Below are 15,059 nucleotides of genomic sequence, written 5' to 3'. Positions count from 1 at the left end.
GGTAGCCTCATTACGCACCAATCCGGACAGCGGCTGAATCAGGCGACTGATTCAGTCGCCTCATTCTGGCTACTACGTGTCAGCAACTGGTCTCTTGAGCCAGAGTGGACAACTAGCGATTGTGCCACCTCCGACGCCCTCTGCCGATTAACTTGGGCTTTGAACCTCTGGTTCTGGTCACCCAGATATTGGAATCGGCTGTAACCACCGTTACTGGCCAGTAGAGGCTTTGAACCTAAGGATTCAAGCCAAGGGTGGGATTCGAACCCACGAATTCTCGATTACAAATCGAGTGCTTGAGCCGCCCAAGCTCCCTTGGCGCGTCCCCCAGTTGTCGCTACTCCTTTGAGTGGTTATCGTTTTCGACCGATTTTTCCAGCTCGATGCGGTACGGTTCGTACCCCCTGTTTCGGTACAGTCGGCGGGCACTTTCGTTCGCTGCGAGCACCTCCAGGGCCAGGACGTCGGCACCTCGTTCGACGAGTGTATTTTCGGCAGTGTCGAGGAGTTTCGACCCGATTCCCTCACCTCGATATTCGGGGACGACGTAGACGTTCTGGACGATGCCGCGGGTCGAAGACTGTTCGTACACGCCCGACTGGAGCTGGAACATCACGAAACCGACGATATCCTCGTCGTGGGCGACGAACAGGCAGTCTTCGATGACGTGACGAGCGACGGAATCGCGGACGTGGTCGCGGTTCTCGGCTGCGAGGAGGTGTGAACCGTGGGCGCGCTGGTCGGTCGCCAGTTCGACCCAGAGGTCGACGACGCGGCCGATGTCCGCACTCGTCGCCGCATCGATGGTAACCATCTATCTGGAGAGTGCCTCTACTGCCGAGAGTGGATCTCCGGTGAGCATTCGCAGACACGCACCGCCGCCCGTGCTCACGTGGTCGAACCCGTCGAGGCCGAACTTTCGGATTGCAGCGGCGGTGTCGCCCCCGCCGACGATACTGTACGTCGCGTTCGCGGCTTCGGTGTAGAGTTCTCGGGTACCCGTGGCGAACGTGTCGTCTTCGAACACGCCCGCTGGACCGTTGAGGATGACCGTGCCAGCGTCACGGAGTATCTCCGAGTAGGTGGCGATGGTCGCACCGCCGATGTCCATGGCGGCTTCGTCCTCCTCGGGTGGGAACTCCTCGCGGGTGAGTTCGACGCGTTCGCCGTCGCGTTCGACTGCGGCGTCTTCCGGCAGGTGGATTCTCTCACGGTAGTTTTCGAGCACGTTCATGGCGTCGTCGATGTAGTCCCAGTAGCCCTGGTCGTGGATGAAATCCGCGCTGGCGTCACCGAGGTCCGCACCGTCGGCGAACAGGAAGACGTTGCCGACGACGCCCACCGTCAACACGTGGTCTGCGAGGTTCCGTTCCAGCACGTTCTCGGCGACGGCGATGGAGTCGGAGACTTTCGCGCCGCCGACCACGTACACGCGGGGCCGCGGGGTCGCCTCGATATCGCCGAGCACGTCGAGTTCCCGCTCCATGACGCGACCTGCGTAACCCGGCAAGCGCGTCGGAAACCCGACGAGTGAGGGTTGAGAACGGTGAGCGGCCGCGAACGCGTCGTTGACGTAGGCGTCGAGTTCGGGAGCGAGACGGTCGACGAGGTGCGTCTGGGCTGCTTTTTCCGCTGGAAACTCCATGTACTCCTCGCTGTAAAAGCGGGTGTTCTCCAGTACGACCGCCTCACCGTCGTTCAACGCCCGAACCGACTTTCGCGCCTCCGCCGAGAACGTGGCGTCACAGTAGGAGACGGGAAACGAGAGGAGTTCGTCCAGTCGCTCCACGTGCGACGACAGTCCTGAAAAGTCCTCGCCACCGGGCCGCCCCTGGTGGGCGAGGATGGCGACTCTCCCCCCTCGTTCGAGCAGTTCCGAGAGGGTATCCACGTGCGCCAGCAGTCGAGCATCGTCGGCGAGGTCACCGGATTCGGTCAACGGACTGTTGATGTCGATACGCACGCCGAGCGTCGTCCCTTGGACGGCGAGTTCGTCCAGGGTCTGGATAGGCATACGTGTGCCTCCAACATCACCCGGCATATGTGTGTCGGTAATCGATACTCGAAACAAACACGATATCGAGTGAACAATCCAAGAACACATTTTTACAATGTGTTCTTCCGCCGTCCCAAGTATGCCACCATTACCGAAATCCGGCTGGCCCCATTGTCGGAAAGGTTTAGTAGTGTGACGGAAACCGATTATCGTGTGGAGAGTTATCAATGGACGGCGTAAATGAAACCTATTCACGAGGACGGCGTCTCGTAGTCGAACGACCACTGCTCGTGGTCGTCGGCCTGTTCGCGGCGCTCATGCTCGTGGACTTCCTCAACCGCCTGCTGTTCGGCAACCTGCTCGTGTCCGACGTCGGGTCGCTCGTCTGGAGTGGACTGATGCGGGGACTCATCATCGGTCTCGCCGGAATCGGGCTTTCGATGACGTACAGTATTCTGAACTTCGCTAACTTCTCGCACGGCGACTACATCACGAGTGGCGCGTTCTCGGGGTGGGCGGTCACCTACCTCATCGCCGGATACGGGAAGGGGAGCCTGGCAGGGCTGTTGCTCGTCGGCGCTGGCGGAACGGTGTACGCGAGCAACCTCAACATCACGGTCGCGACGACGCCGCTCGCCGTCGTCGCGGGGCTAGTGCTTGCCGGTTTGGGAACGATAGCCCTCGCCTTGCTCATCGACCGAATTGTCTACAGACCGATGCGTGACTCGGGCGGTATCACCCTGCTCATCACGAGCGTCGGCGTAGCGTTCGCGCTTCGATACCTCATCGTGTTCGTCTTCTCGACGGCGAACCGAGGAACGACGGCGTCACAGGAGATTCCGACGTGGAGTCTTATACTCTGGGATGGAAACGTCCCCGTGACGGCACACGACCTGACGCTCCTCGTCTCGACGGTGGGGCTGATGCTCGGCGTCCACGTCCTGTTACAGCAGACGAAACTCGGTAAAGCGATGCGCGCGATGGCCGACAACGAAGACCTCGCCCGTATCACGGGGATTCCGACCGAGCGCGTCATCCGATGGACGTGGATAATCGGTGGTGGGCTGACCGGCATCGCGGGGTACCTGATGGTGCTCTGGACGGGGACCATCGACTTCCAGTTCGGATGGCTGCTCTTGCTCCCCATCTTCGCCGCGGTCATCCTCGGCGGTATCGGCTCGATTTACGGCGCAATCCTCGGCGGTCTAATCATCGGGCTGACGTGGGACCTCGCCATCATCTGGATTCCGAGCGAGTTCGGACGCGCCGCCGCCTTCGGCATGATGATACTCATCCTGCTGTTCAAACCGCAGGGGCTGTTCGCAGGGAGGACGACCGCATGAGCACGAAGGTACGTGACTTCGAGGTAAACGATACGGTGCTCATCCTCGGGGCCCTGCTCGCCATCTACGCGCTATATCTCATCGCGGGATCGGCACTGGGGTATTCGTTCCGCGGCCAGTTGAACTCACTCGCACGCCTGACGTTCCTCATCGGGGTGTACGGGATGTTGGCGCTCGCGCTCAATCTCCACTGGGGATACACGGGCCTGTTCAACATCGGCATCGCGGGGTTCATGGCGGTCGGCCTGTACACCATGGCCATCGTCTCGAAACCACCCGCGAGCGCGACTGCGGGCGCCGCGACCGTCTCCGGTCTCGGCTTGCCGCTCTGGGTCGGCATCATCGCCGGGATGCTCGCGGCGGCGCTTCTGGGCTTGCTCATCGCGCTTCCGGCGCTTCGGTTGCGGGCCGACTACCTCGCCATCGTCACGATTGCGATGTCGGAGATCGTTCGATTCACCGTGATGTCGAACAAGTTCCAGAACGTCGAAGTGTTCGGCATGAACCTCGGAACCGGCGGCGGTCGCGGACTGCTCTTGAACTACGAGGACCCACTGCAGCCACTGTTCGACAGCGGTCCCTACGGCGCAATCGAAGGTGCCCTCAATCCACTCGTGGATGGCAACATCGGGCCGGTGCTGGACTCGCTCACCTACGCGGTCGTCCTGCTCGGCTTCGTGGCGGCGTTCTACTGGCTCCTGAAACGAACCGGTGAGTCGCCGTTCGGTCGCGTGCTCAAAGCCATCCGGGAGGACGAAGAGGTGGCGAACGCGCTCGGGAAAGACACCAACCACTTCAAAATCAAGTCGTTCATGCTCGGTTGTGCGCTGATGGGGCTCGCTGGCATCCTCTGGCAACTGCGACAGGGTGCCATCACCCCGACGTCGTTCAAACCGCAGGTGACGTTCTTCGTGTGGCTCGCCCTCATCATCGGTGGTGCGGGGTCCAACACCGGGAGCGTCCTCGGCGCGGCGGTGTTCGCCGGGTTGCTGTTTCAGGGACCGCTGTACCTGAAGAACATCATCCGGCAGGTGTACAACGTCTCCGGCTCGCCGAACACGTTCGCCGACGCAGTCGGTCCGATATTCGCTGGAAATATCGAACCGTTCGTCGCCTACACCATCGGCAACATCAACGCCTTGCAGTTGGTCATCATGGGCGTCGTACTCATCTGGATAATGCAACACCGACCCGAGGGTGTGCTCGGCCACCGGAAGGAGGAGGCAGCGAGCATCCCCCTCTCGCGTCCCGGTAGCGGTGCGGACGGGACGAAACCACAGGCCGCCGCCGACGGTGGACCGGGTGGTGAGAGCGAATGACTGCGAGCGAGACCGGGGCGGAGACGCTCGGCTTCGAACGCGAAGAGACCGACCTGAGCGAGACGCCGCTCCGCGTTGAGGACCTCCGGAAGACGTTCGGCGGTATCACCGCGGTAGACGGGGCCTCGTTCTCCGTCGAACAGGGGTCGTTGACCGGTCTCATCGGGCCGAACGGGGCGGGGAAATCGACCACGTTCAATCTCATCACCGGCGTCTACCAACCCGACAGCGGGACGGTGTACTTCGATGACGAGGACATAACGGCCCTGCGGCCGCACCAGGTCGCCAACCGGGGACTGGTGCGAACGTTCCAGATTGCCCGTGAACTGTCGGAGATGACTGTCCTGGAGAACATGATGCTCGCGCCGAAGGGCCAGAACGGCGAGAAACTCTGGCGGTCGGTGACGCCCGGACTCCGGGGCGACGTCCAGCAAGAGGAAAGCGCGGTCCTCGAAAGAGTGTGGGAGATGCTGGAGTTCTTCGAAATCGACCATCTCGCGAACGAATACTCGGGTAACCTCTCGGGCGGCCAGCGAAAACTGCTGGAGATGGCTCGGGCGCTCATGACCGACCCGCAGATGGTGTTGCTCGACGAACCGCTGGCGGGTGTCAACCCGTCGCTGGAGAAGAAACTGCTGGCACACGTCCACGAACTCCGCGAACGGGGGTACACCTTCCTGCTCGTGGAACACGACATGGACGTCATCATGAACAACTGCGAACACGTCATCGTCATGCATCAAGGGAAAGTGCTCGCCGAAGGGTCTCCGGAAGCGATTCGTTCGAACGACCAGGTCATCGACGCCTATCTGGGGGAGGAAATCTGATGGCCCTCCTCGACATCGAGTCCCTCGACGCGGGATACGGCGAGGACCTCCAGATTCTAGAGGACGTGGACATGCACGTCGACGACGGTGAGTACGTCACCATCGTCGGTCCGAACGGGGCGGGAAAATCCACCGTGATGAAATCCGTCTTCGGGTTGACGACCTACTTGGGCGGGACGGTGACCTACGACGGGGCAGAGATTCACGGCAAGAGCCCGGAGGACATCATCCACCTCGGCCTCGGCTACGTCCCACAGAACGACAACATCTTCGGGATGCTCTCGGTCGAAGAGAACCTCGAGATGGGCGCGTACATTCTGGACGAAGTGCCGGAAGCCGCGCTCGCCGAGGTGTACGAACGATTCCCGATTCTAAAAGAGCGTAGTGACCAGAAAGCAGGGACGATGTCCGGCGGACAACAGCAGATGCTCGCCATGGGTCGCGCGTTGATGTTGGACCCCGACCTGCTGATGCTGGACGAACCCAGTGCCGGACTCGCACCCGACCTGGTCGAAGAGATGTTCGACAAGGTAGACGAGATAAACGACAGCGGTACGGCCGTCTTGATGGTCGAACAGAACGCAAAAGAGGCACTCCGGCGCTGTGACCGGGGCTACGTACTCGTGCAGGGACAGAACCGCTTCGTCGACTCCGGCGACGCACTGCTGGCCGACGAGGAAGTCAGACAGGAGTTCCTCGGCGGCTAATCGTCGTTCGTCTTCGGGGGAACGAACGATTTCGTTTCGGCAGGAACTCACAAGCGGGTGTAGCCCGTGGCTCGTGCATGGTCGTCCCTCGCTGGGCCGGTTTCACACTCGTCCTCGTAGTCGTCGTCTCGGCGTCGACCGTGCTCGACGCGGCGCCAGGTTCCCGATTCGTCGACGGCGGGCCACAGCCATCTCACACGATTTCCGGCCCATCTCGGCTGGACTCCTGTACGACCGTCTCGAAGTCGGGCCACTACGTTCTCGAACGCGACGTCGTTTCCCGCGTCGAAACGTGCGTTCGAGTCACGGCGGACGACGTGACACTCGACGGTGCGGGTCACACCGTCGATGGCGAGACATTCCGGGAGAACAGTACCGGAATCGCGGTGACGGGAACGAACGTCACGGTACGGAACCTCTCGCTCGTCCGGTGGACCTTCGGCGTCCGATACGAGGATGCACCCGACGGCGTCGTTCGGAACGTGACGACGCGGCGAACCGTCGACGGTGTGACGCTCACGTCGTCGCCGCGTGCGGTGGTCGAACGAGTGACGGTCGTGAACGGTTTCACGGGCATCTCGTTCGTGAGGTCGGACGCCGGAACCGTGACCGACAGCGAGATGCGTGACCTGCTCTCGTCCGGTCTCCTGGTCGCCGACGCGCGGCGTGTCACCACCGCCGACGTCACAGTCGCCAGAGCCGAGACCGGCATCGCACTCCTCGGAAGTCGCCGGAGCCGGGTCGAAGACGTGGTCGTCCGCTCGACCCGGACGGCAGCGTTTCTGGTCACCGATTCGCGTCGCAATGTCATCGTGAACGCGACGCTCTCGAATCCGCACTCGCCAGCGGAACTCCGACTATCGAACGCCACGGAGAACCGCATCGTCGGAACGGACGGAAACTGGACGCTTCGCTTGCTGGCTGGCTCTCGAAAGAACAGGGTGGTGAACGCGACTATGCGCTCAGCGCCTGGTTGAGGACCGAGGTGTACGACGACTCGCCGATGTTGAACGCGACCTGGTTGATGACCTCGCCATTGTGGTTGTCCCGGAAGTCCTGCGTGAACTGGTCCGACAGTTGCTGGCCATAGTCGTTGTTCACGAACAGCGTCGAGGCGGACTGTGCACCGATTCGCTCGGCGGCGACCTGCGCCATTACGCCCCCTTGCAGGATGTCGCTGGGTGCGGTTCGGAAGACAAAGTCGTTGTCCTGCAGGTTCGTGACCGTAATCGCCGTACTCGACGGCGAACAGCCGACGATTTCGTTCGGGATGTAGACCTCGGTCGAGACGGGGATGTTGTTCCCCGAGGACGCCGGCCCCGAGATGGCGGGGAACCCTGCGTTGACCAGCGCGTTCGCACCGGACAGCGACGGTTGTCGCTCGGTCTGGGTGTCTTCGACCTGCGTTTCGACCTGCAGGTCGATATCCGCATCGTTTACCTGCTGGATCGGCAGTCTGGACGCCTGTATCATCGGCCCCCCGACGGAACCGAGGTCGCCGGTCTCCGGGAGCAGGATGCCGACCCTGATGGTTCGGCCCATGCCACCCGGTGCGTTGTTCGCACTCGGGCCGCCCGCCTGTCCGGTCGAGAACTGCCGCGTGTTCACGGTATTGATGCCCGCGTCGGTCTGCGGATCGAACTGCCACACGTTGTACGCCGCGGACGCGGGGTCACCGTTCTGGTCGAAGTTGGTCGTGCTCGACGCACCCTGATAGTTGACGTCGTCGCCGTTCGCCGCGGCACGAACTGCCTCGACGAAGTTCTCCGGGCCGAAATCCTGCCCGGCCGGGTTAGCGATTCGGCGCATCTGCTCTTTGACGGCAGGCCCGCTGTTCTCACCCGCAGCGGCGTTGGCAAGAATCAGGATGGCGACCGAGTCGTACGACTGTGCGGTAAACACGCCCGGCGGTTGATTGTACTGGTCTCTGAACAGTTGAGTGAACGCCTCCTGGTTCGGCCCGGCAGCGGCCGGGGCCGTCCCGGTGACGTTCTGCATGTTGTTGCCTACCTGTTGTGGGAGGGTGGGGTCCTGTAACCCGTCCGGAACGAGGACGTCGACGTTCGCGTTCATCGCGTAGAGGTCACGGAACAACTGGATACCACTCTGTGGGTAGCCGATGACCGTGAGCATGTCCGGTCCCCCGTTCTGTTGGAGGTTCCCCATCAGCCCCACTGTCGTCGCTGCCCCCACTCCACGAAGGTAGTCACGACGGTCGATTTTTGGACTCATATCCGTGGGAACCGTCGCCGTTCTGGGAGAAAAGTCTATTTTAAACTATCGTTATGAACCTGCGTCGATTCAGCACCGAAGCAGTGATACAACAGGTGACCGAACAGTTGGCGTTTCTGAAGTGTTGGTTTTTACAGAATCACGGCGACTCCTGCAACGATTACGGCTCGTACAATGTGAGATACTGCCCGGTATCGTTGGCGTTCTATCGGTCGACGGAACCGTCCGTCGACAGCAGTGACCGGTTCGCTATCGATGGGAACTGGTCGTTCTCTCGTTGGGCAGAAAACACAGAACGTGAGAGTGGTCCTTACTTCGAACCTGTCGCCTTCTTGATGACCGACGTGTACGAACTTTCTCCTTTGTTGAACGAGACCTTGTTCAGTATCTTGCCGCCTTGGTCGTTCTTGAAGCTGCTGGCGAACTTGTTGGACAACTGTTGTCCGTAGCTATTGTTCACGTAGAGGGTGGACGCCGTCTTCCCCTTGAGTCGCTTGGCCGCGACCTGTGCCATCACCTGGCCCTGGAGCAGGTCGCTGGGTGCGGTTCGGAAGACGAAGTCCTTGTCTTGCAGGTTCGTGACGGTGAGTGCCGTGCTCGACGGCGAACAGCCGACGACGCTCTGTTTGCTATACACCTGCTTACTGACGGGGATGTTGTTCCCCGAGGACGCTGGACCACTGATGGCGGGATACCCCGCGTTGACGAGCGCATTCGCTCCGGACAGCGACGCTGACTTCGCGGTCTGCGTGTCTTCCACTTGTGCTTTCACTGAGACATTGATTCCGGCGTCGTTCACCTGCTTGACCGGCAGTCTGGACGCCTGAATCATTGGCTTTCCGGTGGAACCGAGGTCTCCTGTCTCCGGAAGCAGGATGCCGACCCTGATGGTGCGGTTTTTCCCGCCGGGTGAACTATCCGCCATGTCACCACCTGCACTTCCCTCGAAGTCGATGGTGTCGACAGTCTTGTACCCGCCTTCTTTGCTTGTATCGAACTTCCACACGTCGTAGGCCGCGGACGCGGGGTCACCTTTCTCGTTGAAGTCGACGACGCTCGACGCGCCCTGATAGTTGATGTCTTCACCGCGAACGGCGGCCTTGACTGCCTCGACGAAGTTCTCCGGGCCGTATTTCTGGCCGCCGGGGTTGGCGACACGGCGCATCTGGTCGCGTATCTTCGTCCCGTCGTTGGCACCCGCCGCCGCGTTGGCGAGGATGAGGATGGCAACGGAGTCATAGGAGTGTGACGTGAACACGCCGGGTGCTTTGCCGTACTCGTCTTTGAACAGGTCCGTGAACGCTTTCTTGTTCGGGCCGGAGGCTGCTGGGGCAGTCCCGGTGACGTTTTTCATGTCGTTACCGATTTCCTTCGGCAGGTTGCCGTCGAGAAGGCCGTCGGGTACGATGATCTCTTGACCTGCATCGGTATTTTTGTAATAATCGCGGAACAGCTGGATGCCGCTCTGTGGGTAGCCGATGACGTTGATGACGTCCGGGCCATTGCCGCCGTCTTCGCCTCCGCCGCCACCGCCACCGCTGATACAGCCAGCGAGACCGGCCATTCCGGTCGCACCGAGTCCTTTCAGCACTTCGCGTCGGTCGATATCATATCCCATGGACAGGGATGGATATCGGCCGCGTGACTATAAATCTACCTTTCGACTGCTTCGGTATTCGGCTGTCTCAACCCTATATCCAAAATATGTAGTACGTCTAACTAATATTCCCGACAGTCAGTACAAACGAGTTGCCCGTTGACGTTCGTGAGGTCACGGGTGAGCGTACCACACACCTCGCAGATGCTCTGTCCCGAGTATTCGGTATCGCCGCCGTTCGCCTCTAACGTACCCTCCAGTTCCGTTTCGTCGAGTTCGTGTTCTCGGTTCGGCACGATGCTCGACGGCGATGCGGAAGCCGAGATGACGTCACGCTCGGTGAGTACGCCAGCCAATTCGCCGTCGCGAGTGACGATGATTCGCCGGATGTCCTGTCGAGCCATCGTCCCCGCGGCGTCCGCGAGACTGCGGTCGGCGTTCATGGAGACGACGGGACTCGTCATCACCTCCGAGACAACCGTCTCCGCCGGGTCTCCCTCGTCCGCGACCAGGTCGAGTACGTCCGATTCGGTCATAATGCCGACGGGGTCGTTGCCCCGGAGAACGACGACGCTTCCCACTCCCTCCGAGCGCATGAGTTGGACCGCGCCGAGCACCGAATCAGATTCACTAACCCCCACGTATTCCCGGGTCATCATATCCCGAACCGTGACTTCAGCGTCCATATGTGACCGTTTGACACAACCGGTCTAAAAAGTATCCCCGGCACCTTTATTCCTGCATCCGTCTAATGTAGCTAGTCGGCTACTGGAACTCGATTCTACTCCCCGTCGCCCGACAGGTTTCCAGCGCGTGTTTCGCCGCCATCCCCGCGTCCTGTGCGACACGGCCACGACCGACGCCGACTTTCAACTCGACTTCCACCGTCTCTTCGACGTGGTGAATCGCGTCTTCGTACGCCGCTTCGTCTAACTCCGGACAGACCGCGATGACGTTGTCCCCACCGACGAAAAACGAAAGCGAGTCGTGGGCTTCGCGCATGTACCGCATCAGTTCCGCGTACCCCTGCTCGATGTGGATGAACGAGTCGAAGGCGTTCTCCTCGTCGGTGTAGTTGCCGGTCATGTCGTTCACGTCGAAGTGTGCAATCTGAACGTCGTCGTCCGTCCTGAACTCCTCGTCGATAGTTCTGCCGCGGAGAATACCTCGGCGTGCGTGGTCCTGTGCGCTCCCGGCGTCCTGTAACTGCGCGGTTGCGTCGTCTAACGCCTGTACCGGACTCGTTCCCGTGGCGACGCTCAAACTGACGGTCACTGGATAGCGGTTTCCGACCGATTCCTGTACGAGTGCGTGGTCGTCTATCGAGAGGCCGTTCGTGACCGCGATCATGTTGTCGAATCGCGTGAAGAAGACATACCCCTCGCGGTTGCCGACGAGTTGCGAGAGGTCGGCGTATAGCCGCGATTGCAGCGTCTGAAGGTCTACTTCTCGGCGAGGCTCCGGCGTCACGGTCCACGGTCCGTAGTTGTCGATTTGAACCAACGTGATTTGCGCGTTCGTCACTGTTGGGCGAGCGTTCGACGTACTGGCGTATAAGTTACCCTACTCGTGATTTTCATCTCAGAAATGAGATGACTGGTGGCGAGAACCCGCGTCGCCGTCGAGACCGAACGTCGACGGAGTGGTTCCGAGAGATTGAAGCGACTGCCCGAGAGTGACCCGACAATGACCATCCCGTCGTTCGTCATCGGAATCGCCGGGGGAACCGGTGCAGGGAAGACGACGGTCGCCCGCGAAGTGGCCGAAGACGTGAGCGACTCCGTCACGCGCATTCCGATAGACAACTACTACAAAGACCTCTCACACCTCGATTTCGAGGAACGAACTGACGTCAACTACGACCATCCGTCGGCGTTCGAGTGGGAACTCCTCCGCGACCACCTCGACACCTTGCTCTCTGGCCAGGCCATCGAGATGCCTCAGTACGATTTCTCGATTCACAATCGCAAAGACGAGACCGTGCTCGTCGAACCGACGGACGTCGTCGTTCTCGAAGGAATCTTCGCCCTTTACGATTCCGACGTCAACGAGATGCTCGACTTGCAGGTGTACGTCGAGACGGACGCCGACGTGCGAATCCTCCGCCGAATCGAGCGCGACGTCGTGAACCGCGGCCGGGGTCTCGAAGGCGTCATCGACCAGTATCTCTCGACGGTGAAGCCGATGCACGAGCAGTTCGTCGAACCGACGAAAAAGCACGCCGACCTCATCATCCCCGAAGGTGCAAATCGGGTCGCGGTCGACCTCCTCGAAGAGAAAGTTCGGGCCGAGATTCGAGCGCATCCAGCGTTGGAGAGAGAAGAGACGCTGCGGTTCGCGCGAGGTGAACGGAACGACCGACCCACCGCGACGCCCAACGGTAGCGGCGACCGATGGCGTTCGACCGAAAATCGAGAGTAGTTACGCCCGCTTTCGTTCCGGATTCTCACCCACAGGGTGGTAATCCCAGAAACCGCCCGAACGCATCGCTGCACCTACTGCGCGATGAAACTCGATAATGGTCTCGAACTCCTCCACTTCGACGTGTTCGAAGATGTCGCTGACGCTGACGACTTTCTCGTGGTTGATGCGAATCGGTTCGTCGCCGTGTTCGGAGACGAACTCGTCGCGTGTGAGCGGGAAGTCCTCGTCTTCGTCCAGTTTCTTCGCGAGGACTGCGAGACCGTACTTTCGTCCGCCCTCGCTTCCGTCCTCGCCATCCGGATCGTGAGGCCAGTCCATATCCGCACGTCGGTCCGGGGGGACGAAAAGGATTACCTTCCACGGACGTCACGATTCGGTGAGGTAGGGTCGCTCGTTTCTTACCACGTCGCTGGTTTCACCTCTTCGATTCGACGTAGCAATCGCCTGGAATGTGTGCACGGGTTAAATTTCGACGCCGGTTTCGTACCGTCATTCTTCGACCGGCTGCAGTTTAATCAGTATATAATTAACTCCATGGGTCGTCGACTCTCGAGAAGAAATGTTGTACGTGCGGGGTCCCTAGCGATGTCGGGAACATCGTCTGCTGGGTCTGGTGGATTCGTCCAGGGAGTACTCATCGGTGGCGGCATCGTGTTTTTCGTCGCCGGAATGGTCGTCCTCGGGGGCATACCGAGTGGAATCATCGGCCCCGCGACGGGTGGTGTGGACAACGGAACTACGGTTTCGACGGCCACGACGGAGTCGGTGCAAACCAGCACGTCGGCGACGCAGTCGAAAGAATCGACTTCAGAAAGTGATGACGAAAAATCGGACTCGTCTACGACTTCCAACTCTGACCAGACGACGAAATCGACGACGTCACAGTCACGCGAAACCGTCCTCTATCGCGTCAACGTCGGTGGGCCGAAACTCCCGATGCCGAACGGGCCCGCCTGGTCACGTGACACCGAAGCCAACCCGTCGCAGTTCGGGAACGCACGGACGAGTGGGAGTCACGCGAACGGCACGGACGACCCGATTACGATGACCGACGCGGTCCCGGCGGGAACGCCCGAGGAGGTCTTCCAGACCCGACGATACGACGCCGATAATGAGGGAACTCCGATCGACGACACGGAGATGGAGTACCGATTCCCCGTCGAGTCGGGAACGTACGAAGTGAGAGTGTACCTCGCCGAGACGTACTTCGACGACTCCGGGTGGAACGACTACGAGGAGAACGGCCCCCGAACGTTCGGCATCGAAGTCGAGGGCGACCGTGTGCTGGACGATTACGACATGTACGCCGAACTGGGCCACGACCGAGGAACGGTGAAATCGTACACCGTCACCGTCGACGATGGCATCGTCAACGTCCGCTTCCTCCACGAGGAAGAAGACCCGATGGTTTCGGGCGTCGAAATCGTTCGGGTCGACGGTAGTGGTCAGCAAAACGACAAACGACACCAACTACCCAACGGAAAGTCCGTCGAGAAGAAAGGGCTGAGAGACGACGAAGAACGAGGAAAGAGCGAGGAGAAAAAGAAACGAGGGAAAGAGAAAAACGACGAGCGAGACGATTCTCTCGGAGACGAAGTCTTCTCGTCCGACCCGACGCTCGCTTCGGTCACCGATTCCGTTCGTGAGACACTGGTTTCCCCTTTCGTCTAACGGCGAGGTGACCCGCGGGTCGGTGAGCGACCCGGCCATTCCCGCGGAATTTCCGGCACTCGTCGCCGTCTCGACGCTTCCGACCGCCACATTGCCGACGCACGAATCCTTTAATACCGGACATTTCGATGTATGTGAACGAGCCCCGTGAATCCCCTCGATGAACTGACCGACGAAACGCTCGTCGAACTGGTCAGACGATGTGACGTGTTCGGCGCTCTTGCCGACCGGCCGCTTTCCAAATCTGACTTCGTCGCCGAGTTGGACGTCTCGAAGGCGACCGTTCACCGCCTTCTCGCCTCTTTTCAGGAAAAGCACCTCGTCGAGCGAACGGACGCGGGATACACGCTGACGCCACTGGGAGCGCGAATCGGCGACTACGTTCGCTCGTATCGCTCGAACGTAGCCGATGCTCATCGACTGGAACCGCTCTACGAGACGCTCACGCGTGCGGACGTCGACGTCGAACCGAAACTGTTCGCCGACGCGACCATCACGCTCCCGACGGTCGGGGGGAGATACAAACCGGTCGAGCGGTTCGCCCGTCTCCTACGCGAGTCGTCGTCGGTTCGCGGCTTCGACTCGACCGCTGCCGCACTGCTGTTCGTCGAAGCCGGCTACGAGGCCATCGTGGATGGAATGGAAGCCGAACTCGTCTACCCCATCGAAATTCTCCAGCACTTCGGGGAGGCCTATCGACAGGAATCACTCGACACGGCGGAGTTGGACAACCTCTCCGTCTACGCTCACGACGGCCTCCCCTTCGGGATGGCGCTTCTGGACGACCGAATCGCCATCGGAGGGTACGACCCTACTGTCGGCGTACCATTCGTATTCGGTTAAGAGGCTAAATCGCAAGCCGACGGCTACCTGAACTCGTAGAGCGAAGGGGAGGTTGTATGAGACTCTCCCCGGATGCAATTACATCGCTGCTGACTTCGCT

The 15,059-nt window shown here is 60.5% G+C and carries 15 protein-coding genes and 1 tRNA gene; 8 read left to right on the top strand and 8 right to left on the bottom strand.

The annotated features are described in order from the left end of the window. Positions 1 to 246: 246 nt before the first annotated feature. The 3 genes from ACR3FF_RS21370 to ACR3FF_RS21360 form a co-directional block, all read right to left on the bottom strand. Positions 247 to 320: transfer RNA gene (locus ACR3FF_RS21370), tRNA-Thr, on the bottom strand. 17 nt (positions 321 to 337) lie between these two features. Next, positions 338 to 814 (bottom strand): GNAT family N-acetyltransferase, encoded by a 477-nt coding sequence (locus tag ACR3FF_RS21365; RefSeq protein ID WP_458190165.1) that lies wholly within the window; start codon positions 812 to 814, stop codon positions 338 to 340. Then, the gene (locus tag ACR3FF_RS21360) at positions 815 to 2,014 is read right to left on the bottom strand and encodes a phosphoglycerate kinase (RefSeq protein ID WP_458190163.1); all 1,200 of its coding nucleotides are present in this window, start codon (positions 2,012 to 2,014) and stop codon (positions 815 to 817) included. 209 nt (positions 2,015 to 2,223) lie between these two features. Here ACR3FF_RS21360 and ACR3FF_RS21355 point away from each other — a divergent pair, with 209 nt between their 5' ends. The 5 genes from ACR3FF_RS21355 (at position 2,224) to ACR3FF_RS21335 (ending at position 7,169) form a co-directional block, all read left to right on the top strand. Beyond that, positions 2,224 to 3,339, top strand: coding sequence for a branched-chain amino acid ABC transporter permease (locus tag ACR3FF_RS21355; protein ID WP_458190161.1), 1,116 nt, complete (start codon positions 2,224 to 2,226; stop codon positions 3,337 to 3,339). Next, positions 3,336 to 4,658 (top strand): branched-chain amino acid ABC transporter permease, encoded by a 1,323-nt coding sequence (locus tag ACR3FF_RS21350; protein ID WP_458190160.1) that lies wholly within the window; start codon positions 3,336 to 3,338, stop codon positions 4,656 to 4,658. The genes ACR3FF_RS21355 and ACR3FF_RS21350 overlap by 4 nt, the downstream gene beginning before the upstream one ends. After that, positions 4,655 to 5,485 carry an ABC transporter ATP-binding protein gene (locus tag ACR3FF_RS21345; RefSeq protein ID WP_458190159.1) on the top strand — a complete coding sequence of 277 codons (831 nt, stop codon included), beginning with the start codon at positions 4,655 to 4,657 and terminating at the stop codon, positions 5,483 to 5,485. The genes ACR3FF_RS21350 and ACR3FF_RS21345 overlap by 4 nt, the downstream gene beginning before the upstream one ends. Further along, the gene (locus ACR3FF_RS21340; RefSeq protein WP_458190158.1) at positions 5,485 to 6,192 is read left to right on the top strand and encodes an ABC transporter ATP-binding protein; all 708 of its coding nucleotides are present in this window, start codon (positions 5,485 to 5,487) and stop codon (positions 6,190 to 6,192) included. Before ACR3FF_RS21345 ends, ACR3FF_RS21340 begins: the two co-directional genes overlap by 1 nt. 77 nt (positions 6,193 to 6,269) lie before the next feature. Beyond that, the gene (locus ACR3FF_RS21335; protein WP_458190157.1) at positions 6,270 to 7,169 is read left to right on the top strand and encodes a NosD domain-containing protein; all 900 of its coding nucleotides are present in this window, start codon (positions 6,270 to 6,272) and stop codon (positions 7,167 to 7,169) included. Here ACR3FF_RS21335 and ACR3FF_RS21330 read toward each other — a convergent pair. The 4 genes from ACR3FF_RS21330 to ACR3FF_RS21315 all read right to left on the bottom strand — a co-directional run bounded on the left by ACR3FF_RS21330 (position 7,147) and on the right by ACR3FF_RS21315 (position 11,545). Further along, entirely contained in the window at positions 7,147 to 8,424 is a 1,278-nt protein-coding gene (locus ACR3FF_RS21330; protein ID WP_458190156.1) for an ABC transporter substrate-binding protein, read from the bottom strand. The genes ACR3FF_RS21335 and ACR3FF_RS21330 overlap by 23 nt on opposite strands. A 310-nt stretch (positions 8,425 to 8,734) precedes the next feature. Then, entirely contained in the window at positions 8,735 to 10,042 is a 1,308-nt protein-coding gene (locus ACR3FF_RS21325; protein ID WP_458190155.1) for an ABC transporter substrate-binding protein, read from the bottom strand. Positions 10,043 to 10,143: 101 nt separating this feature from the next. Beyond that, on the bottom strand, positions 10,144 to 10,707 hold the full coding sequence (locus tag ACR3FF_RS21320) for a CBS domain-containing protein (protein ID WP_458190154.1): 564 nt from the start codon (positions 10,705 to 10,707) through the stop codon (positions 10,144 to 10,146). Between the two features lie 79 nt (positions 10,708 to 10,786). Further along, positions 10,787 to 11,545 carry a GTP cyclohydrolase III gene (locus tag ACR3FF_RS21315; protein ID WP_458190153.1) on the bottom strand — a complete coding sequence of 253 codons (759 nt, stop codon included), beginning with the start codon at positions 11,543 to 11,545 and terminating at the stop codon, positions 10,787 to 10,789. Between the two features lie 162 nt (positions 11,546 to 11,707). Here ACR3FF_RS21315 and udk point away from each other — a divergent pair, with 162 nt between their 5' ends. Further along, positions 11,708 to 12,442, top strand: coding sequence for a uridine kinase (udk, locus tag ACR3FF_RS21310; protein WP_458190152.1), 735 nt, complete (start codon positions 11,708 to 11,710; stop codon positions 12,440 to 12,442). Here the strand turns inward: udk and ACR3FF_RS21305 are convergent, their stop codons facing one another. Further along, positions 12,443 to 12,763 (bottom strand): DUF5785 family protein, encoded by a 321-nt coding sequence (locus ACR3FF_RS21305; protein WP_458190151.1) that lies wholly within the window; start codon positions 12,761 to 12,763, stop codon positions 12,443 to 12,445. It abuts the gene before it with no gap. Positions 12,764 to 13,030: 267 nt separating this feature from the next. Between ACR3FF_RS21305 and ACR3FF_RS21300 the strand changes: the two genes are divergently transcribed. Together ACR3FF_RS21300 and ACR3FF_RS21295 are read left to right on the top strand one after the other, a co-directional pair. Next, positions 13,031 to 14,116 (top strand): malectin domain-containing carbohydrate-binding protein, encoded by a 1,086-nt coding sequence (locus ACR3FF_RS21300; protein ID WP_458190150.1) that lies wholly within the window; start codon positions 13,031 to 13,033, stop codon positions 14,114 to 14,116. A gap of 147 nt (positions 14,117 to 14,263) precedes the next feature. Further along, positions 14,264 to 14,959, top strand: coding sequence for a helix-turn-helix transcriptional regulator (locus ACR3FF_RS21295; protein ID WP_458190149.1), 696 nt, complete (start codon positions 14,264 to 14,266; stop codon positions 14,957 to 14,959). Positions 14,960 to 15,059: the final 100 nt, after the last annotated feature.

The organism is Haladaptatus ordinarius (assembly GCF_054177595.1).
The sequence above is the reverse complement of the archived record's forward strand: the minus strand, read 5'-3'. Positions and strand labels throughout refer to the sequence as shown.

What these genes read in the sequence shown, in the direction of transcription:
- ACR3FF_RS21320 (WP_458190154.1), bottom strand. Translation starts at nt 10,707, where the DNA reads ATGGACGCTGAAGTCACGGTTCGGGATATGATGACCCGGGAATACGTG.
- ACR3FF_RS21365 (WP_458190165.1), bottom strand. Translation starts at nt 814, where the DNA reads ATGGTTACCATCGATGCGGCGACGAGTGCGGACATCGGCCGCGTCGTC.
- ACR3FF_RS21350 (WP_458190160.1), top strand. Translation starts at nt 3,336, where the DNA reads ATGAGCACGAAGGTACGTGACTTCGAGGTAAACGATACGGTGCTCATC.
- ACR3FF_RS21355 (WP_458190161.1), top strand. Translation starts at nt 2,224, where the DNA reads ATGGACGGCGTAAATGAAACCTATTCACGAGGACGGCGTCTCGTAGTC.
- udk (WP_458190152.1), top strand. Translation starts at nt 11,708, where the DNA reads ATGACCATCCCGTCGTTCGTCATCGGAATCGCCGGGGGAACCGGTGCA.
- ACR3FF_RS21360 (WP_458190163.1), bottom strand. Translation starts at nt 2,014, where the DNA reads ATGCCTATCCAGACCCTGGACGAACTCGCCGTCCAAGGGACGACGCTC.
- ACR3FF_RS21340 (WP_458190158.1), top strand. Translation starts at nt 5,485, where the DNA reads ATGGCCCTCCTCGACATCGAGTCCCTCGACGCGGGATACGGCGAGGAC.
- ACR3FF_RS21300 (WP_458190150.1), top strand. Translation starts at nt 13,031, where the DNA reads ATGTCGGGAACATCGTCTGCTGGGTCTGGTGGATTCGTCCAGGGAGTA.
- ACR3FF_RS21305 (WP_458190151.1), bottom strand. Translation starts at nt 12,763, where the DNA reads ATGGACTGGCCTCACGATCCGGATGGCGAGGACGGAAGCGAGGGCGGA.
- ACR3FF_RS21325 (WP_458190155.1), bottom strand. Translation starts at nt 10,042, where the DNA reads ATGGGATATGATATCGACCGACGCGAAGTGCTGAAAGGACTCGGTGCG.
- ACR3FF_RS21330 (WP_458190156.1), bottom strand. Translation starts at nt 8,424, where the DNA reads ATGAGTCCAAAAATCGACCGTCGTGACTACCTTCGTGGAGTGGGGGCA.
- ACR3FF_RS21335 (WP_458190157.1), top strand. Translation starts at nt 6,270, where the DNA reads ATGGTCGTCCCTCGCTGGGCCGGTTTCACACTCGTCCTCGTAGTCGTC.
- ACR3FF_RS21345 (WP_458190159.1), top strand. Translation starts at nt 4,655, where the DNA reads ATGACTGCGAGCGAGACCGGGGCGGAGACGCTCGGCTTCGAACGCGAA.